The 16392-nt window shown below is 60.2% G+C and carries 21 protein-coding genes, 1 tRNA gene and 1 pseudogene; 9 read left to right on the forward strand and 14 right to left on the reverse strand.

Going from position 1 to position 16392, the window contains the following annotated elements; genetic code table 11:
- Positions 1–209 precede the first annotated feature (209 nt).
- Positions 210–1172, reverse strand: coding sequence for a Gfo/Idh/MocA family protein (locus L610_RS15870; protein ID WP_024850019.1), 963 nt, complete (start codon positions 1170–1172; stop codon positions 210–212).
- A gap of 177 nt (positions 1173–1349) precedes the next feature.
- Between L610_RS15870 and L610_RS15875 the strand changes: the two genes are divergently transcribed.
- From L610_RS15875 to L610_RS15890, 5 genes and pseudogenes are all read left to right on the forward strand, one after another.
- Positions 1350–2000: a glutathione S-transferase family protein gene (locus L610_RS15875; protein WP_024850018.1), complete on the forward strand. Its 651-nt coding sequence runs from the start codon at positions 1350–1352 to the stop codon at positions 1998–2000.
- Positions 2001–2354: 354 nt separating this feature from the next.
- Positions 2355–2431: transfer RNA gene (locus L610_RS15880), tRNA-Met, on the forward strand.
- Between the two features lie 111 nt (positions 2432–2542).
- Positions 2543–2671 (forward strand): annotated as a pseudogene (locus tag L610_RS20905) (DUF6538 domain-containing protein); the annotation flags it as partial.
- A 27-nt stretch (positions 2672–2698) separates the two neighbouring features.
- Positions 2699–4552 carry a hypothetical protein gene (locus tag L610_RS15885; RefSeq protein ID WP_144706251.1) on the forward strand — a complete coding sequence of 618 codons (1854 nt, stop codon included), beginning with the start codon at positions 2699–2701 and terminating at the stop codon, positions 4550–4552.
- Between the two features lie 346 nt (positions 4553–4898).
- Complete coding sequence (locus L610_RS15890; RefSeq protein WP_028032561.1) at positions 4899–5558, forward strand: SOS response-associated peptidase; 660 nt, start codon at positions 4899–4901, stop codon at positions 5556–5558.
- An 866-nt stretch (positions 5559–6424) separates the two neighbouring features.
- Here L610_RS15890 and L610_RS15895 read toward each other — a convergent pair.
- From L610_RS15895 to L610_RS15925, 7 genes are all read right to left on the reverse strand, one after another.
- Positions 6425–6766: a hypothetical protein gene (locus L610_RS15895; protein ID WP_028032559.1), complete on the reverse strand. Its 342-nt coding sequence runs from the start codon at positions 6764–6766 to the stop codon at positions 6425–6427.
- Positions 6767–7670: 904 nt separating this feature from the next.
- Positions 7671–8504, reverse strand: a complete 834-nt coding sequence (locus L610_RS15900) for a transglutaminase family protein (RefSeq protein WP_144706253.1) — start codon at positions 8502–8504, stop codon at positions 7671–7673.
- Positions 8505–8515: 11 nt separating this feature from the next.
- A complete protein-coding gene (locus L610_RS15905) occupies positions 8516–8791 on the reverse strand; it encodes a DUF1488 domain-containing protein (protein ID WP_144706280.1) in 276 nt (91 codons plus the stop codon).
- Positions 8788–9123 carry a hypothetical protein gene (locus L610_RS15910; RefSeq protein ID WP_144706255.1) on the reverse strand — a complete coding sequence of 112 codons (336 nt, stop codon included), beginning with the start codon at positions 9121–9123 and terminating at the stop codon, positions 8788–8790. Before L610_RS15910 ends, L610_RS15905 begins: the two co-directional genes overlap by 4 nt.
- Positions 9120–9362: a hypothetical protein gene (locus tag L610_RS15915; protein ID WP_144706282.1), complete on the reverse strand. Its 243-nt coding sequence runs from the start codon at positions 9360–9362 to the stop codon at positions 9120–9122. The genes L610_RS15910 and L610_RS15915 overlap by 4 nt, the downstream gene beginning before the upstream one ends.
- Positions 9363–9451: 89 nt before the next feature.
- Positions 9452–9817, reverse strand: a complete 366-nt coding sequence (locus tag L610_RS15920; RefSeq protein WP_144706257.1) for a hypothetical protein — start codon at positions 9815–9817, stop codon at positions 9452–9454.
- Positions 9814–10077: a hypothetical protein gene (locus L610_RS15925; protein WP_144706259.1), complete on the reverse strand. Its 264-nt coding sequence runs from the start codon at positions 10075–10077 to the stop codon at positions 9814–9816. The genes L610_RS15920 and L610_RS15925 overlap by 4 nt, the downstream gene beginning before the upstream one ends.
- A gap of 510 nt (positions 10078–10587) precedes the next feature.
- On the opposite strand from L610_RS15925, the gene L610_RS15930 reads away from it, so the two are divergent.
- The 4 genes from L610_RS15930 (at position 10588) to L610_RS20255 (ending at position 13292) form a co-directional block, all read left to right on the forward strand.
- Positions 10588–10902: a co-chaperone GroES gene (locus tag L610_RS15930; protein WP_144706261.1), complete on the forward strand. Its 315-nt coding sequence runs from the start codon at positions 10588–10590 to the stop codon at positions 10900–10902.
- A 41-nt stretch (positions 10903–10943) separates the two neighbouring features.
- Positions 10944–12578, forward strand: a complete 1635-nt coding sequence (gene groL / locus L610_RS15935; RefSeq protein ID WP_144706263.1) for a chaperonin GroEL — start codon at positions 10944–10946, stop codon at positions 12576–12578.
- Between the two features lie 72 nt (positions 12579–12650).
- Positions 12651–13043 (forward strand): hypothetical protein, encoded by a 393-nt coding sequence (locus tag L610_RS15940; RefSeq protein WP_144706265.1) that lies wholly within the window; start codon positions 12651–12653, stop codon positions 13041–13043.
- 72 nt (positions 13044–13115) lie between these two features.
- On the forward strand, positions 13116–13292 hold the full coding sequence (locus L610_RS20255; protein ID WP_186441539.1) for a hypothetical protein: 177 nt from the start codon (positions 13116–13118) through the stop codon (positions 13290–13292).
- 331 nt (positions 13293–13623) lie between these two features.
- On the opposite strand, the gene L610_RS15945 is transcribed toward L610_RS20255, so the two are convergent.
- The 6 genes from L610_RS15945 to L610_RS15970 form a co-directional block, all read right to left on the reverse strand.
- Positions 13624–13827 (reverse strand): hypothetical protein, encoded by a 204-nt coding sequence (locus L610_RS15945; RefSeq protein WP_144706267.1) that lies wholly within the window; start codon positions 13825–13827, stop codon positions 13624–13626.
- Positions 13824–14135: a hypothetical protein gene (locus L610_RS15950; protein ID WP_144706270.1), complete on the reverse strand. Its 312-nt coding sequence runs from the start codon at positions 14133–14135 to the stop codon at positions 13824–13826. Before L610_RS15950 ends, L610_RS15945 begins: the two co-directional genes overlap by 4 nt.
- 172 nt (positions 14136–14307) lie before the next feature.
- The gene (locus L610_RS15955; RefSeq protein ID WP_144706272.1) at positions 14308–14607 is read right to left on the reverse strand and encodes a hypothetical protein; all 300 of its coding nucleotides are present in this window, start codon (positions 14605–14607) and stop codon (positions 14308–14310) included.
- Positions 14608–15069: 462 nt separating this feature from the next.
- Positions 15070–15279: a cold-shock protein gene (locus tag L610_RS15960; protein WP_144706274.1), complete on the reverse strand. Its 210-nt coding sequence runs from the start codon at positions 15277–15279 to the stop codon at positions 15070–15072.
- Positions 15280–15511: 232 nt separating this feature from the next.
- Positions 15512–15772, reverse strand: coding sequence for a DUF1488 domain-containing protein (locus L610_RS15965; RefSeq protein WP_144706276.1), 261 nt, complete (start codon positions 15770–15772; stop codon positions 15512–15514).
- A 1-nt stretch (position 15773) separates the two neighbouring features.
- On the reverse strand, positions 15774–16028 hold the full coding sequence (locus tag L610_RS15970; protein WP_144706278.1) for a hypothetical protein: 255 nt from the start codon (positions 16026–16028) through the stop codon (positions 15774–15776).
- Positions 16029–16392: the final 364 nt, after the last annotated feature.

A 16392-nucleotide genomic window follows, 5' to 3' on the forward strand; every position in this document is an offset into this window, starting at 1 on the left:
CCCGCGACACGATCGTGGATGAAGGAGAAGTCGATCACCGCGTCGATCTTGCGCAGCAGGTGATCTGCTGGAACAAGGCTCTCGAGCGTCACCATCTCGATCGCCGTCTGAACTGGAGCAGGTTTCTTCAACATGCCYCACTGAATCAAAAMCCTCCGGCCGAAGCCAGAGGTTTGTCAGCAGTCTGAGGGGCCCGATCGGGCCCCTCTCTATTTCTCTTCGCTGTGGATCGCCGAACCTTCGGTGAGGATGCGCAGCACGTTGATTGCTTCCTCGCCGCCCGTGCGCGGTTCGGCGCGAGTGCCGATGCACTCAATAAAGTGCTCGAGCTCGCGTGTTAGCGGCATGCCCGACTCAACCTCGACATAGCTCGGCTCGTTCATCGTAAACGCCCACTGGCCGCTGTCCTGCCAGACGGCGTGGTGATAGATCGCGAGCTTCCTGTCCCACGGCTCCATGTCGTCGAACACGGCCATCGCCTTGTTGCCTACGACGGTCAGCCGGCGCTCGCGGTACGGATTGAGCCGCGATGCAAACAGATGGCTGCGCAAACCGCCAGGGAAGCGCATGTGCAGGTGTGCGAAGTCGGCAAGGTCATCGAGCACCGCCGCACCCTCGCCGCGAACCTCGGTCGGCGCAGAGCCCGTAATGGCCAAAATCATCGACAGGTCATGCGGCGCCAGGTCCCACAGCGCGTCGCTCTCGGTATGGAACTTGCCAAGGCCGAGGCGGTGCGAGTGGATGTAGCGGACGGTACCGATCTCGCCGGCGTCGATCAGCTCCTTCAGCTTCTCGAAGGCCGGGTGGAAGCGCAGCACATGGCCGACCATGAAGATGCGGTTGTTGGCGCGCGCGGCCGCCACCGCCCGCTCGGCATCCGGCACGTTGAGCGCGATCGGCTTCTCGACCAGCACGTCCTTGCCGTTCTCGACCGCCTTGATGGCGTTCTCGGCGTGGAACTGCGGCGGCAGCGCCATCACGATCGCGTCGATGTCGTCGCGCTTGAACAGCACTTCGGGCTCGAAGAACAGGCATTCCTGCTCGCTCGCAAAGCCTTCGGCGCGCGCCACGTTGGCATCGGAAACGGCATAAAGCGCCCCGAGCGACTTGAGCGTGCGAATGTGATTGGAGCCCCAGTAGCCGCAGCCGAGGACAGCGATGCGCGGTTTCATTGACGTTTACCGGTGAATTCGATCGCCGACACATAGTCGGCTGGCGGGGCTAACTCAACCCCGCATGGGGCCAAAGATATGGCAGCGACGCAGAAGCGCACCGCCAAAATCACCTACTGACACCGAGTTGTCAGCAGGCAGTCGGCATAATGACCATCCGTCAAATGGGAGAGACCGATGCTCAAATTCTACCACGCGCCGTGGTCGCGCTCGTCCAGTATCCTCTGGCTCATCGAGGAACTGGGCATCGACTACGAACTCGTTCACGTAGACATCCGCGCTGAGGGCGGCGTGCCGGAGGACTACCGGCGCATCCAGCCGAACAAGAAGGTGCCGGCGATCGAGTACAATGGCGTTGTCGTCACCGAGCGGCCGGCGATCACCATCTTCCTCGCCGACACCTTCCCCGAGGCCGGTCTCGCCCCTGCCCTCACGGACCCTGACCGCGGGCCGTATCTGTCGATGATCGTCTATCTCGCGTCCGTGCTCGACCCGTGCATCACCATGCACGCCAAGGGCTACACCAGCTATGAGAGCAACGACCACGCTTTCGGCCTGTTCGACGACATGGTCGCCTATCTGGAGCGCGTGCTTTCCGAACGGCCTTACGCCGCCGGCAACCGTTTCACCGCCGCTGACGTGCAACTGGCGTCGAGCCTCCAATTCACCATGAACATCATCGGCATCCTGCCGAAGAAGCCGGTGTTCCAGGAATACCTCGACCGCATCGGCGAACGCCCTGCCGCTGTCCGCGCCAGCCAGAAGGACGCGGAGATGGCGGCTCATGTGCCGGCGCTGCAGGAGTTCTTCGCGCAGATGAACAAGTGAGTCGGCGGGGGCTGTGGGCCGCCCGTGGCCGCCTTCATGGGCTCCCTTGCCGCTTATCCGGGAGTACCTGCGCAACCCTCCCCTGGAGGAGCCAGCAGGGCCGATTCGCTGCGTCAGGCCGTTGAGTGGCGCCTCGCCCCCTATCTCTGGAAACCGTGCCTCACTTCCTATCAACGACCGGACATTGGCGTGTCCGGTCACCTGCTTTTGGCGCGCCTTTCCGGCTGATTTGGAAGATGGAAGAAAATCAACATGGTTCGGCGTGTTGGGCGCTTGACAGGTTGCCCGGCGCCACCGTATATCCGCGCCACCTTCACGGACCGCCCCGCCTCAAACGGCACTGCGGTTCGCTGGGGCGGAGTAGCTCAGTTGGTTAGAGCAGAGGAATCATAATCCTTGTGTCGGGGGTTCGAGTCCCTCCTCCGCTACCACTAGTTGGCCAGCCAGAAAGATCAGTCAGTTAGCATCGAACGGAGGTTCGAGCGACTGTGAGTCATCTCACGCAGATGTACGTGGGAGATGCAATGGCGTTGCCTTCTTATATGTCCCGACGCGACGGGCGTTATTACATGCAGGTTCGACTCCCCCAGCCCATGGTCTCGCTTAGCGGGCTTCGCCTCTACAGGGCGTCGTTAAGAACCAGCGACTATCTTCAGGCACGAATACGACTTGCAGAGTGCCTGGGATGGTTGCACCGGATGAACGATAGCGTCGACTACGTGGACTTGTTCCAAAAAAACGTCCGTCAGCTGCGTCTATATTTAGCAGACCCAATCCGGATATCGGAGGACCGCCTGGTCGCTCGCCGCAACTTCGAGGAACTTCTCAAGAACCTCACTCGACGCGCGAAAGCGCAAGGGTGCGATCCGGACATGATCGAACCAGAGTTCCGACCATTGTTTGAGCTCTTCGTGCGTCAGAACGTCAAAGCCGAAGCGCTGAGCAGACGAGTCGAGGGAATTCTACAGTACGAACGCGGACGGGCGGACATGCAGATGGCAATCTCGTTGGGAGCAGTCCAAGCAAGCCACATCCCCGTTGTGCCGCTTTCTCCTGAGACGCCAGTTTTCCCGGCGCACGCTGCCGACCCGCTCACAATTTCGCATAACGAGGCCCTTAAGCCGAAACCGCATGATTTTGACGCGGGTGACAGGCATCTATCAAAGCGGGCAGACGGTCCGAACATCGTCGTTGCCCCCTCACGAACCTCGCTTTCCGACGTGATGGCGGACACACGACAATCGCCCTCCTTCCAAGCGAACGACGACGAACAGCTGGAAGATCACAGAGTAGGCGTGGAGGATGAATCCGCGCCACTTAGAGCTTCCCTCCGCTTCTCCGAGGCACTGGCAGCCTACGAAGAGGCAGACATCAGGAAGGGGGGAAACGCTGATGGGCGATCGATCGTGAAGCTGATCGTCCAGTTCATCATCGACAAGATGGGGGATCCTCTTCTCGCTGAGTTCGATGAGGCGGCCACTAAAACCCTCGATGAAATGCTGCCCCATATCCCTGATCGCAGGAACATTCCGCGCGAACATACCGGGAGCCTTGCGGCACGCTACGACTATGCGCAGAAGCATGGGTGGGACAACCTGAAGCGCCTCACAGAAGCCCGGTTGAAGAACGGCTACCACAATGCTCTGTCCCGCTTCTTCGGCTGGCTGATCGAGCAGGAACTCTACCGACTGCCTCTTCCAAAGTTTTCTGCGACGAGCGACGAAAATCTGGTTTCGATCGAGCGGGACGCCTTCTCGACTGAGGAAGTTACCAAGATCTTCTCGCTACCCCTCTTCACTGGCTGCATGAGTCCAGAGCGGATCTGGGTCAAGGGCGACTGTCTGGTTCAGAACCACCTCTATTGGGCCTACGTGATCTCGTTCCTTACTGGCGTGCGGGCAGGAGAGCTTGGGCAGATTGAACTCGACGATATCGAAGCAGAAGGCGGCATCTATTACCTACAGCTGCGCGGTTTTGACCCGAAGAAGGGCCGCGTCGCTCGTAAAGATGTGAAGCGCTTTAAGACCCAGTCGTCGCACCGGACGATCCCTCTCCACCCCCTCCTTCTCGACTTGGGCCTGCTTGATCGGATCGATGATCTGCGATCGATTGGCTGTCCGGTCCTGTTTCCCGAGTGGGAGCCCTATCCAAAGCCTGGCGGGGAGATGAGATGGGGCCAACCCCTGACAAAGAGCTTCCAATATCTGAGAGGCAAAATCGGCTTCGAACGATTTGACGTCACACTCTATTCGTCCCGCCACTGGTTTGCCGAGCTGATCGACAACTCCAAGATCAAGGACGCCGCACGCCGAAAGCTGATGGGGCACACAGGAAACAACGAGATACCGTCCCGATACGGGCGAAAGCAGCGGTTGACCAATCATGATCTGACGGAGTTCGCCAAAATCCTGTCCCCAGAAATCAACCTGATCGCGGAGCTTCTTATGCCCTCTAAGGAGCGGGCAGATAGGGGAGAGCTGAGGGTGCTGAAACCGTGGTTGAACTCGGCGAACTGGTCCGTCTATTACAGAGAAAAGTTGGGCCGAAAGTAGACTTGAAGGCGCAAAGGCGAGCGTTCGCTGTGAGCACAAGGCGCAGACGTCTGACCGCCACACGCCGGGCACTTCATCTTCCGCTCGATATTGAGGGCTGGGATATCTCCGAAGAGCTGCATCAAGTCTCCCGGGTGGTACCACCGGGCAGGTGAACAGCCTACGCAACGAAGCTTGAGAAGCGAGCCGTTGCGGACCGCATCCGAGAGCATGAGTGGCGGCAGCCCTTAATAAGGTATGGTTCAGGCATGAGAACGAAATAGGAACAAACTTCGTATCTCGTCAATCGGGATGTGGTCTTCCGCCGCGCATTGCACTGTCTTCCTACCGATGGCACGATCATCATATGTGCAACTTGTACAATCTGACGACGACCCAAGAAGCGATGCGGCGGCTGTTTCACATCGGCCGAGACCTGTTTGGTAATTTGGAACCGGGCCTCGACGTTTATCCCGATCGTCCCGCACCCGTCATTCGAACGGGAGCGGATGGTGAACGCGAGCTCGTTGCGCTGACTTGGGGGATGCCTTCGCCACCGTTTGTCACCAATGGAAGGCCGGACACAGGCGTCACCAATATCCGCAACACTGCCTCGCCGCACTGGCGGCGATGGCTGGGGCCGACGAACCGCTGCCTCGTTCCTTGGACCACGTTTTGCGAATGGGAAAACACGAAGCCGAAGAAGAGAAAGCGGTGGTTCGCGATTAACGACGATCGGCCGCTCTCTGTGTTCGCCGGGATTTGGACCGAATGGAGTGGCGAACGCGGCTCGGTAAGTAACCCTCGATCGGGCACGCATCAGCTGTTTGGCTTCCTCACGTCGGAGCCGAACGACGTCGTCGGACCAATCCATCCCAAGGCAATGCCCGTGGTTCTGACGACGACCGAAGAGATGGACGTCTGGCTTCGAGCCCCGTGGGAGGAGGCTAAACACCTCCAGCGCCCACTGCCAAACGACGGCCTCATTCTTCTTCCGGTCGAACAGGACCAACCCAGCTTGATGTGAGGAAAGATGGACGATCGAAAGGAGCTTCTCGCTCTTAGCCCGGCAGGAGGTCGTGTCCAACCTGCGCGGAGTATGGACGCATCCATGCTGAAGTGCGCCAAGACTGAACTTGAAGGACGCGGCCCAGACCGAGCGTCCGTCTAGCCTATCGAATAATCGGTAAGGTCAGGCGTGGCTTTGTCCCACCAATCCACGCGCGTTACCTAAGACGCCAAGCGTATGCTAGAATATCCCCCTGCAGGCAGGAGGACGTGCAGCCAGAGCTCTCTGTGCGATCGTTTGGTCCCTCATTGGGTTCCACTGACGCCGGACTTCAGACTGCCTCTCACAGCCTGTGGTGACGCCGCCACAGTTGTGGTGCGTGGGCTCTGGGGGGCTGAGGATGCAAGTGCAGTTTGAGCTAACTCACATGGAGCATCGGGCACTGCGCGGCTTTATGGACCATGCGCAGATCGTGAATACAAGTTTCGCTGTCCGGATCGCTCTTTGCGATTGGCTGATCCGTACAGGGTACTTGAGGCTGCCCGCACCTAAGCCACGCAGGAGGAGGTGGGACAGGCGCCACAAAACAGCGGACACCTGACGGCGTGCCTAGTGGCGCAGAGCGTGGGCTGCAGTGGCGCAGCCTCGATCCCCACTAGCAACCCGCCCCTCTCCGTCATGTTCCAGGCCCTTTGGTGCTGAGAGTTAGACGCGTCCAATATCAACAACATCATGCGTCATCTCCATCGGCTCTGAATCGCTTTCCGGGGCAAACGGCGTTTTCTGGAGTAATGGGGAGAACAGGCCCAAAAAAACGAAAACGCCGTTATGCCTGACGTCAAACAATCCGCTTGACCGCCGACAACCCGAGCCAGAGCAGCTGATCAGTCGTCCCCATCCTCGCATCGCAGCGTGTTCAACTCGGCAAGCGAGATCCGCTGACGCAGAAGCGACCAGCCCCTGTCATAGCGATCCTGAAGGTCGAACCAGACAGCCCGTGTTGCCTTCCTGGAGAAGCCGACGTCCTGCAGCCGCTTTGCAACGAGATCCATGATGCGGAACAGGTCTTCATAACGTCCCAGCTTAAGGTGCTGGGTCAGCGTGACGTCAAGAAGCGCCCGCGCCAGATCTTCGTTGCTCGGACGGCCTTCTGCCTTGAGCCGCGCCCGATATTCCCGCTGCCGCACACGTTGCGTCTCCAATCGCTTTGCCTGATCTCGTGCCATGGTACCCTCCGTCGTTGGTCACGTGATCAGGATCAACTCCGGCCTTGCAAGCGACAAACACCGTTCGTTTCGTAACGCGCTCCTCCAGCCTTGAATCGCAAATTTCGAGTTTGGAATCAGGTCTCAGCAATTCTGAATCCGCGTTCTCGATCCTTGAATCGGATTACCGCAAATTTTTTCGCATTGAGATAACGTGCAGGCACTTCATTCACTTCATCTCAACGAAATTAAGCCCAGCGGACGACGCCTCGGCAAACGCCGTTTGCGATGTAACGCTTATCCAGAGTTCGGAATCGAAATAGCGCAAATTGTTTCAGGTTGCCGGCAATGCATCTGAACGTGCGGGCGACTTGAGGCGATGTGCCGTGTCGTCGGCGCACATCAGTAGGCAATAAGCTCTGCTTGCTGCGCGGAAGACGGCATCAGGAGGCGTGCCCAAGTCCCGAGAACTAGATCGAGCCTCCTGTTGGCGTGGCCTACCTGCCTGTGTGCGTCACCAGGGCCTGGGATTAATTCTCGCTGGGCAAACTTTGCCTGAACCCGATGCGAGCATCGGAACGTGGTCGCAAATGACTGCTTTGCGCCCCCATTTCGGTCGTTGAGCCGACCGCACCGGAATTCCATAAGCGGACATCCAAGCAAACAGGCTAGTCGACACGTTTGCGCCCCCATGTCGGCCACAGAGCCCGACTTTGCCGTTCGCTGAAAGCGGACATCACGGTGACGGAATAGTAGGCCGCGGTCGCGCCAATTGAAGGCATTGGAATCCCGCCGTCTCAGCGTCGGGAACGCACGGTCAGCGGACCATATGCCTGAAAGTGGGCAATCCTCCGGCGGCATCTGCCGCGCTTCCGGCCTGCACTGCCGCATCGCCTGTAGCCTGGGTGTCCGGTCTTAAGGCACCTCACTCGCGATGTTCCAGCGCCTGCTGCAAGCCTGGCACCTCGTAGGTCCAGACCCGGAATGCCTTCAGGACATGCGGGCCGAAGGAATTGATGAGAGGTATGTCGGCCGCGTCGCGGCCGCGAGCGACGACGATCCTGCCGATCCGCGGCGTATTGTTGCGCGGATCGAACGTATGCCATTCACCTTCGAGGAAGACCTCCATCCAGGCGCTGAAATCCATCGGATCGACAACCGGCACGCCGATGTCGCCGAGATGGCCGTTGACATAGCGCGCGGGGATGTTGAGGCAGCGGCACAAGGTCACCGCGAGATGCGCAAAGTCGCGACAGACGCCGATGCGCTCGTGGAACGCCTCGAAAGCCGTTCGCGTCGACCTGGCCTGCATGTAGTCGAATCGGATGTGGTCGTGGACGAAGTCGCAGATCGCCTGCACGCGGCCCCAGCCAGGTTTCATCGCGCCGAACATGTCCCACGCGGTCTGGTTGAGACGGTCGGTTTCGCAATAGCGGCTGCCCATGAGATAGACGAGGCAGTCGTCCGGCAACTCCGGCACTGGGAGTTCGCGTGCACCCGTCAGCACAATGTCCGGCTTGCCGTCGTCCTCGATCGTGGCATCGCCCCACATCGTCAGGTCGCCCGCCGGCGCGACGAGCCGGAGGCATCGGTTGCCGAAGAGATCTTTGTAGGTAGATACCGGAATGTCGGGGGTAGTGAACGTCGTTTCGGGAACCCTGATGTCGGCCGCGCGATCCTCATGGACCGACAGCAGGCAGACCAGTGCGGTCGGCTGCTGGCAGGTCAGGGTGATTTCGTAACCGTAGCGGATCAGCATCTTGACCGTGTCTACCTGAAATTTTCGACGGTCAGCGTAAGGGAATTGCGGCGGTCACGGGAATAGGCCTTGCGGGCGACATCGAGGACTGCGCTGCGCGCAGCATCGAAAGCCGCGAGATACGCTCCTTCAGAGGCCGTTTTGCTGCGCAGTTCGGCGTTGGATTTCGCGAGCGCTTCCACCTCGACGAAGAACCGCACCTCGAACATGCCGTCATGGCCGATGAAGCGGACGGCATTTCTTTCTTCGTCGAAGCTGCGGCTCGGGTTTGGAAATTCCAGCGTCACCACGGGCGTGCCTCCGCCACGCACGATGCGAACCGCCCGCCCGACTGCAGGCTGTTGCGCTCTTTCCGGCGTTCGGCATTGAGATGGTTGAGGGACAACATGCCGTGGGTTGCGTCCGACCGGCTGAGGCCGATCATCGCGTTGCCGCCGACACGAGCGGGAATCCCTGTGAAGACATGGTAGACGGTCCAGGAGCGGTCCGCTTCGATACGGCGACCATAGTGATGATCCACGGAGTCGTGGCCGGGCGCGCCGCCCTCGTTTTCCCATATGTCGATGGCGGAGGCTGCGGCGTTTCGTTTCCGCTCGGCGTCATTGTTGTGGGCGTTCATGATCGTGGCCTTTCTTCATCGGACGCTTCGGCGTCGAGAGCGCCGGCGTAGAGCACCGCGCCGGTCGCGTCGGTGATCGTCATCGCATCCGGCCGTTGCGGCATGTCGAGGGTCTGCGAAAGCCGCCGCGCGACTTCCATTGCGACGTCGGGATCGGCAGCTTCCGCGATCTCGCGACCGATGACGGCATGCGCATTGTACGTGTCCCGCGTGCGGTAGAATTCGATCACGACCTGCATCGCCACGCTGCCATCAGCTTTTGCCCTTGCCCCGCGGAGCGTTGGCGTTGGCGTTGGCGGCGAGCTTGATCTGGCTGCCGAAGGTGCTTTCAGGCTTGGGCGGAGCCTTTTCCTGCTTCGGCTTCCTGATCTCGCGATTGCTTCGTCTCTGTCCCTTGGCCATGGCCGAACGTCCTTTCGATGAGGGTTGCGCCACCGGACCGCGACATGCCGGCCGGTTCGAGATTGTCCTGCGTCGTCACCCGTTCATAACGTTCGTCGTCATTGCGGATGCGGTATTGAGGTGAATCTCCCCTCGGCGGGAGCGTGCAGGTGATGTGATAGATATCGGCGGGCAGAGCCGGTTTTCCAAATCCGCCCTTCAGCCGGACGGTCTGCCCGACCGTGAAGAGATGCGTCGGGGCCTCCCGCCGGGTCGGGCGGGCGGTGCGTCGGATGGAGCTTGTAGAAGTCATGATTGCTGGTGGTCCTTTTCAAGTGCGGCTTCGAGGTCGGCGGGGTCGATCGGCACCATCTGATGCGTCTGACCGTTCATGCCGATGGCCGGCAGGTGAACAAAGGCGCTGACACGTCGCCAGGCAAGGCGGGAGAAGACCTCGATCAGTTCCTCGTCCTGGTCGACGCGATAGTCGCCGGCAGGCTGCGGGGCGTCGAAGCCGGGCAGCAGGAAGGGTGAGGAGAACCGGGCGACGGTCTGGGTGGTGCGTGTTGTCATGGTCAGATGTCTCCGCAGAAGCACGCGGACACGCCTCCTGCATCGTTCCCATCCGAACCGGAACGAATTCCCAGGCTGCCAGTACATCCGTGGTCAGCGCCGGGGTTCATTCCAGGGTTCGAACGGGCGGCATGCACGCCGGATCGACGCCATGCATCCGCTGTCGAGAATTCGGTGGTGAATGGCGGGTCGAAGTCTCTGACACCGCGAAGCCAAATCGGCCAAATCAACGTGAATTACACATACGCTGCAAATTAGCTCCAAACAAGGCGTCTTCCCGGTTTTATTTATAATCCGGGGCCAAATGTTCCCAATCCTCAGGCGCGTAAAAGCCGGTATTCGAGAAAAATCACCCGATCCGCAGGAGAAATACGAGGAAGCAGTGAAAATTACCGGAAGCGATAATTTTGGTGGTGAAGAATAAATCTTTGGCACTCCTATCATTCGAGTGCCAAAGGCGCTATGTAGATGAGGTGGTCGCCCTATGCGCCGACCTCAGAAAGAAATCTCATGAAATTCCGTCCACTCCACGACCGCGTCGTCATCCGGCGCGCGGAAGGCGATATCAAATCCAGGGGCGGGATCATCATTCCCGACAATGCGAAGGAAAAGCCGCAGGAAGGCGAGGTGATCGCCGTCGGCCCCGGCTCGCGTGACGAGCGTGGCAATCTGATCCCGCTCGACGTCAAGACCGGCGACCTCATCCTGTTCGGCAAATGGCCCGGAACCGAGGTCAAGATTGATGGCGAGGATCTTCTGATCATGAAGGAAGCAGACATCATGGGCATCGTCGAGAAGACGGCGGCCGCCAAAAAGGCCGCCTGACCGGCCGATCCCCGATCTCAAGACCGAACTGGACGAACATCATGTCTGCCAAGGAAATCAAATTCGCCACCGATGCGCGCGACCGGATGCTGCGCGGCGTCGAACTGCTGAACAACGCCGTCAAGGTGACGCTCGGGCCCAAGGGCCGCAACGTCGTCATCGACAAGGCCTATGGCGCGCCGCGCATCACCAAGGATGGGGTGACCGTCGCCAGGGAGATCGAGCTTGCCGACAAGTTCGAGAACATGGGCGCGCAGATGGTGCGCGAGGTGGCTTCCAAGACCAACGATCTGGCCGGCGACGGCACCACGACCGCGACGGTGCTCGCCGCCTCGATCCTGCGCGAGGGCGCCAAGCTGGTCGCCGCCGGCATGAACCCGATGGACCTGAAGCGCGGCATTGACCTGGGCGTGGCGGCCGTCGTCAAGGAAATCCAGGCGCGGGCCACGAAAGTCAAGTCTTCGGCCGAGATCGCGCAGGTCGGCACCATCGCCGCCAATGGCGACGCCTCCGTCGGCGAGATGATCGCAAGAGCGATGGACAAGGTCGGCAACGAGGGCGTCATCACCGTCGAGGAGGCCAAGAGCGCCGAAACCGAACTCGACGTGGTCGAGGGCATGCAGTTCGATCGTGGCTACCTTTCCCCCTACTTCGTCACCAATGCCGAAAAGATGCGCGTGGAGCTGGACGACCCTTACATCCTCATCCACGAGAAGAAGCTCGGCAATCTCCAGGCGATGCTGCCGATCCTCGAAGCGGTCGTGCAGTCGGCCAAACCCCTGCTGATCATTTCGGAGGATGTCGAGGGCGAGGCGCTCGCCACGCTGGTCGTCAACAAATTGCGCGGCGGTCTGAAGGTCGCAGCCGTCAAAGCTCCGGGCTTCGGCGACCGCCGCAAGGCCATGCTGGAGGACATCGCCGTGCTGACCGCCGGCCAGATGGTCTCCGAAGACCTCGGCATCAAGCTCGAAAACGTCACGCTCGACATGCTCGGCCGCGCCAAGCGCGTGGTGATTGAGAAGGACACGACGACGATGATCGACGGCTCCGGCGACAAGGCCGGAATTGCCGCGCGCATCCAGCAGATCAAGGCGCAGATCGAGGAGACCACCTCCGACTACGACAAGGAGAAGCTGCAGGAGCGGCTGGCCAAGCTCGCCGGCGGCGTCGCGGTGATCCGCGTCGGCGGCGCGACCGAGACCGAGGTCAAGGAAAAGAAGGACCGCATCGACGACGCGCTCAACGCCACCCGCGCAGCCGTCGAGGAAGGCATCGTTCCCGGCGGCGGCGTGGCGCTCTTGCGCACCAAATCCGTGCTGACCTCGCTGACAGGCGCCAATGCGGATGTGACCGCCGGCATCTCGATCGTGCTCAGGGCGCTCGAAGCCCCGATCCGGCAGATCGCCGAGAACGCCGGCGTCGAAGGCTCGATCGTCGTCGGCAAGCTGACGGACGGCAAGGACCGCAACCAGGGTTTTGACGCGCAGACGGAAACCTATGTCGACATGATCAGGGCCGGCATCGTCGATCCCGCCAAGGTGGTCCGGACGGCCTTGCAGGACGCCGGCTCGATCGCGGCACTTCTGATCACGGCCGAGGCGATGATCGCCGACATCCCGCCGAAGGACACGCCCGCAGCCGGCAATGGCAGCGGCATGGGCGCAATGGGTTACTGAGCAGTGCCTGAACCATTCGGTCGCCGTAGCCGGAGGACCGATCCTCAACAGCAATCAGGAAGGAGCACTTCCATGACCGTACAAGCTAGCAGCAAGAGAAATTTCACCCAGCGTTGGGACGACTACCAGCCGACCAAATCTACGCTCGTCTGGGCGTGCGTCGGCGCGGCCGTCGCGACCATGATCGTCGGGTTCGCCTGGGGCGGCTGGGTCACCGGCGGGACGTCGCGCGACCTCGTGACGAACGCGGGAAGCGTGGCACGCGGTCTGCTGGCCGGCGACATCTGCGTCGAGCGGTTCAATGCCGCGCCCGGCTCGGCGGCACGCCTTGCGGAGCTGAAGGCGATAACCAGCGCCTCGGCCAGGCGTCAGTTCGTCGAGGCTGGCGGCTGGGCGACGATGCCTGGACAGACCAACCCTGACAGGCGCGGCGCCGAAGCCTGCGCGGTCGCTCTCGCGGCCTGATGCTCGCCGAAATTGAAACGGCCACTGCCGGGACACCCGTCCCGGCGCCTTCCCGATCAACCTGAGCAAGGAGTGCGTCCGATGATCACTTTCGTGAAGAAAGCCGATCCCCAACCTGCGCCCCACGAAACCGAAGAGAACCGTTTCGAGCAGATCCGCAAGGCCGCGAAAGAAAGGCAGCGGAAATCCGACACCGACGGAACCCGCCGCCGCGCCCGCCAGACAGCCGAGGACAACCGGCTGATCTGAGGTGCAGGCACCCTACCTGAAAAGGCAGCATCCGATGAAATATCTTGATCGTATAAGAACGGAGCCGTCGCTCTGGCTCCTGATACTGATGGGCGGCGGCGTGACCGTCACGATCCTTTACGTGGTTCTGACCAGCATCACCTATTGAGTGAAGTGCAAGCCGGCATCGATCCACGCTGCCGTTGCATGACGGATAGGCATGGGGACGCGACCGCATTCGAATCAAGGCTGCATTCGCATTCCGCCAAGCGACCAGACCGCGACTGCATTCGCAAGCGCAGGTCTCCCTGGCAAGGCTTCACCATTCGTCGCTGAAACGGCCGCAGCCCGCCTAATGTACCGTCCCGCGATCGTTGGCCGGATGCACCCGGTTCAGGATACGCATCATCTCTTCCGCGTCGGCAATCTGCATTCCGGTTGTCTGGTGGCTGCCAACTTCTGCCGGGCGGCCGGTGAAGGCGTCGAAGACAGTCCACGTCCCGTTCTTCTCGAGACGCCGCTCGTAGCGGCTGGTGACGGGCTGCGAAGCGTTCATGGCTGTGTACCTTTCAATGCTTTGTGGGCGCGCGCCTGACCGGGCGTGTGATCCGGATCACGGACTGCCGCGGTGCGTTCCTCTCGCAAGGCCTTGCTGGCGCTGTTCTGATCCTCGCCGTCGTCGGCGCGGTTGAGCGTTACGGTGCAACGGATGAGAAAATTCCAGTCGGGTCCGTGCTCTATGATGAGGTGCAGGTCGGATATCTCCTCGAAATAATGCTCGACGCTTTGCGCACCCTCGGCCGTGCGGTACTCGATCACGGCCTTCCAGCGCTTTTCTCCGTGCAGCGTAACGACATTGCTCATCGGGCTGTCCATGCCGGCAGGGACAAGGCTAGATCGTAATGCTGGTCAGTACGACGAAGAGCAGCGTACCCAGGACGCCCACAGCCAGAAGGAGCAGCGGCCACACCATCGGGTTGGCGTTCAGCCGGGCAAGATAGTGCATGGGGATGTTCCTTGCGCGAGGAAGGAAAGATCAATGAGAAACGGTCTCGCCGTCGATTTCCCACCTGTGCAATGTGTTGCCGACGAACTGGTCCATCTTCTCGATCGGTATGCTCAGCCTGAAAGCGCCGTCGGCCATGAACGCGGCCAGGAGTTCCTCTTCCTCGATCAGTCCATGCCGGAATTCCCTGACGAGCAGGGCCGCCACCCGTTCGGCGGCAAGGCTGGTCGACGCGATGCGGTTCTTCGCGCAAACGCTGGCATGCACGCGCATGATCATGTTCATGTCGACTGATGTCAGATGTGACCGATGTTGCTGACTGAAGGACATGACGTCCTCCTTCCATGGGTTGGGGCAAGGGCACGACGGCCGCCCTCAACCGGCAGCGCCCTGAACGAAGCTGCCGACGCCTCAACCCTATCAGTATAAGGCGGGCACCGCGAGGATAATCGCGGGCGAGTAACGATTTATGACCTGCCGTATCGGTTTCGTGTTAATATTATTTCCTCGCGCGCAATCGGGCGCGCTTGTCCAGACCAGAATTGGACATCATCATAAAAACTCCCACATGGCTGTCGCCTGCACTCTATGGTGCGGGTGCAGGAGCAATTGCATTGGCAATCGTCGGCTTCACCCGGGGTTTGAACAGGCTCTGCTCGTCGATGGCGCGGCTCATGGCTGCTTGCTCCTTCGGTCTGAAAAACAAAAAGGCCGGGCGAACCCGGCCTCTCCTATGCGTCTCGATGATCCGTGCCAGTACATCCGTGGTCAAGGATCAGAAACGCAGTTCCGTTACGCAGCCTGAAGGTTCTCGGCGGCGCTCTTGCCGTTGCGGTTGTCCTTCACGACATCGAAGCTCAGCTTCTGGCCTTCCGCGATGGAAGGCAGGCCCGCCCGCTCGACGGCGCTGATGTGAACGAACACATCGGTGCTTCCGTCGTCCGGCTGGATGAAGCCAAAGCCTTTGGTCGAATTGAAGAACTTTACGGTTCCAGTAGTCATGACGATTTCCTTTCAAAAATCATGGCAGATTGTTCGCCGTGCAGAAGACACGACGAGCGGTTCAGATCGATTTGAGAGAGGAAGATCGCTGAAGGCGTAAAACGCCGGAAACAAAGTTCGACAAGCAAGATCGATGAACTTGATATAGGCGACAACGGTGTTCGAAACAAGGCCGTGTGGGGAATAAGCACATGAGCCCCGGATCGGTATCTGGCGGGCTGGAGATTTGCCATCAACGCAGATCGGCAGGGCCGATGCGATACATGGAGTTTTGCCGGCCGCGATAGATGCGGACCGCCGCTTCATGGATCTGCGTGCGGGCAGCATCGAAAGCCGCCAGGCACTCTTCTTTCGTGATGGCGCTGGTATCAATTCGAAGCGCGGCCGTTTCCACCAGGAAGGGGACCTCGAACATGCCGTCATAGGCGGTGAACAGGACGCCCTGCCTGTCGTCATCGAAGGTGCGGCTGCGGTTCGGAAAGATAAGCGACACGTCAGATGATCGTCGCTGTCCTGGTGAAGGATGCGGCGCGCTTCGGTGCGGAACAGCCGGATTCCCGTCCATCGTCACGCCTGTTGAGCGATCTCATCATGTCCGTCGCCTCGACACGGTTCAGGCCCGTCGTTGCACCGGCATCCGCATCCGCCGGAATTCCGGAAAAGACATGATAGACGGTCCAGCTCCGGTCAGCTTCGATGCGCCGGCCGTATTGATGGTCGCTGCCGTCACGGATTTTATTGATGGTCAAAAGCATCGGTATTCTCTCAAAGTTATATGAAAATTATCGTTGTTGCCTGCCGCCGGGTTCAGACTCGCACTCACCACAAAAGTCGGGAGAAGAGGATATAGCCCAGCGTCAGGATGGCGGCGACGGCGGSVAGCCGTACGAGCATGTCCATCCCGCAGATGCCAGCGTCGGATAACGCTCAGTAACGCCATGTCTATCACTCCAAAATCCCCTGCGATCAACCAGCAGGGGTGGGTTCAAACATGGGTCACTTCTCAATGGAAAAACCGCCCAATCCCGGGTCAGTTCTCGGCGGAAATCAACACTGCGTTTTCTGAAGTAATGGGGAGAAAAGGTCTCTAGAAGCGATAACGCCGTTGAACCG

Origin of the sequence: Aminobacter sp. J44, assembly GCF_007829415.1 — a bacterium.
In the GTDB taxonomy this organism is placed as follows: Bacteria; Pseudomonadota; Alphaproteobacteria; order Rhizobiales; family Rhizobiaceae; genus Aerobium.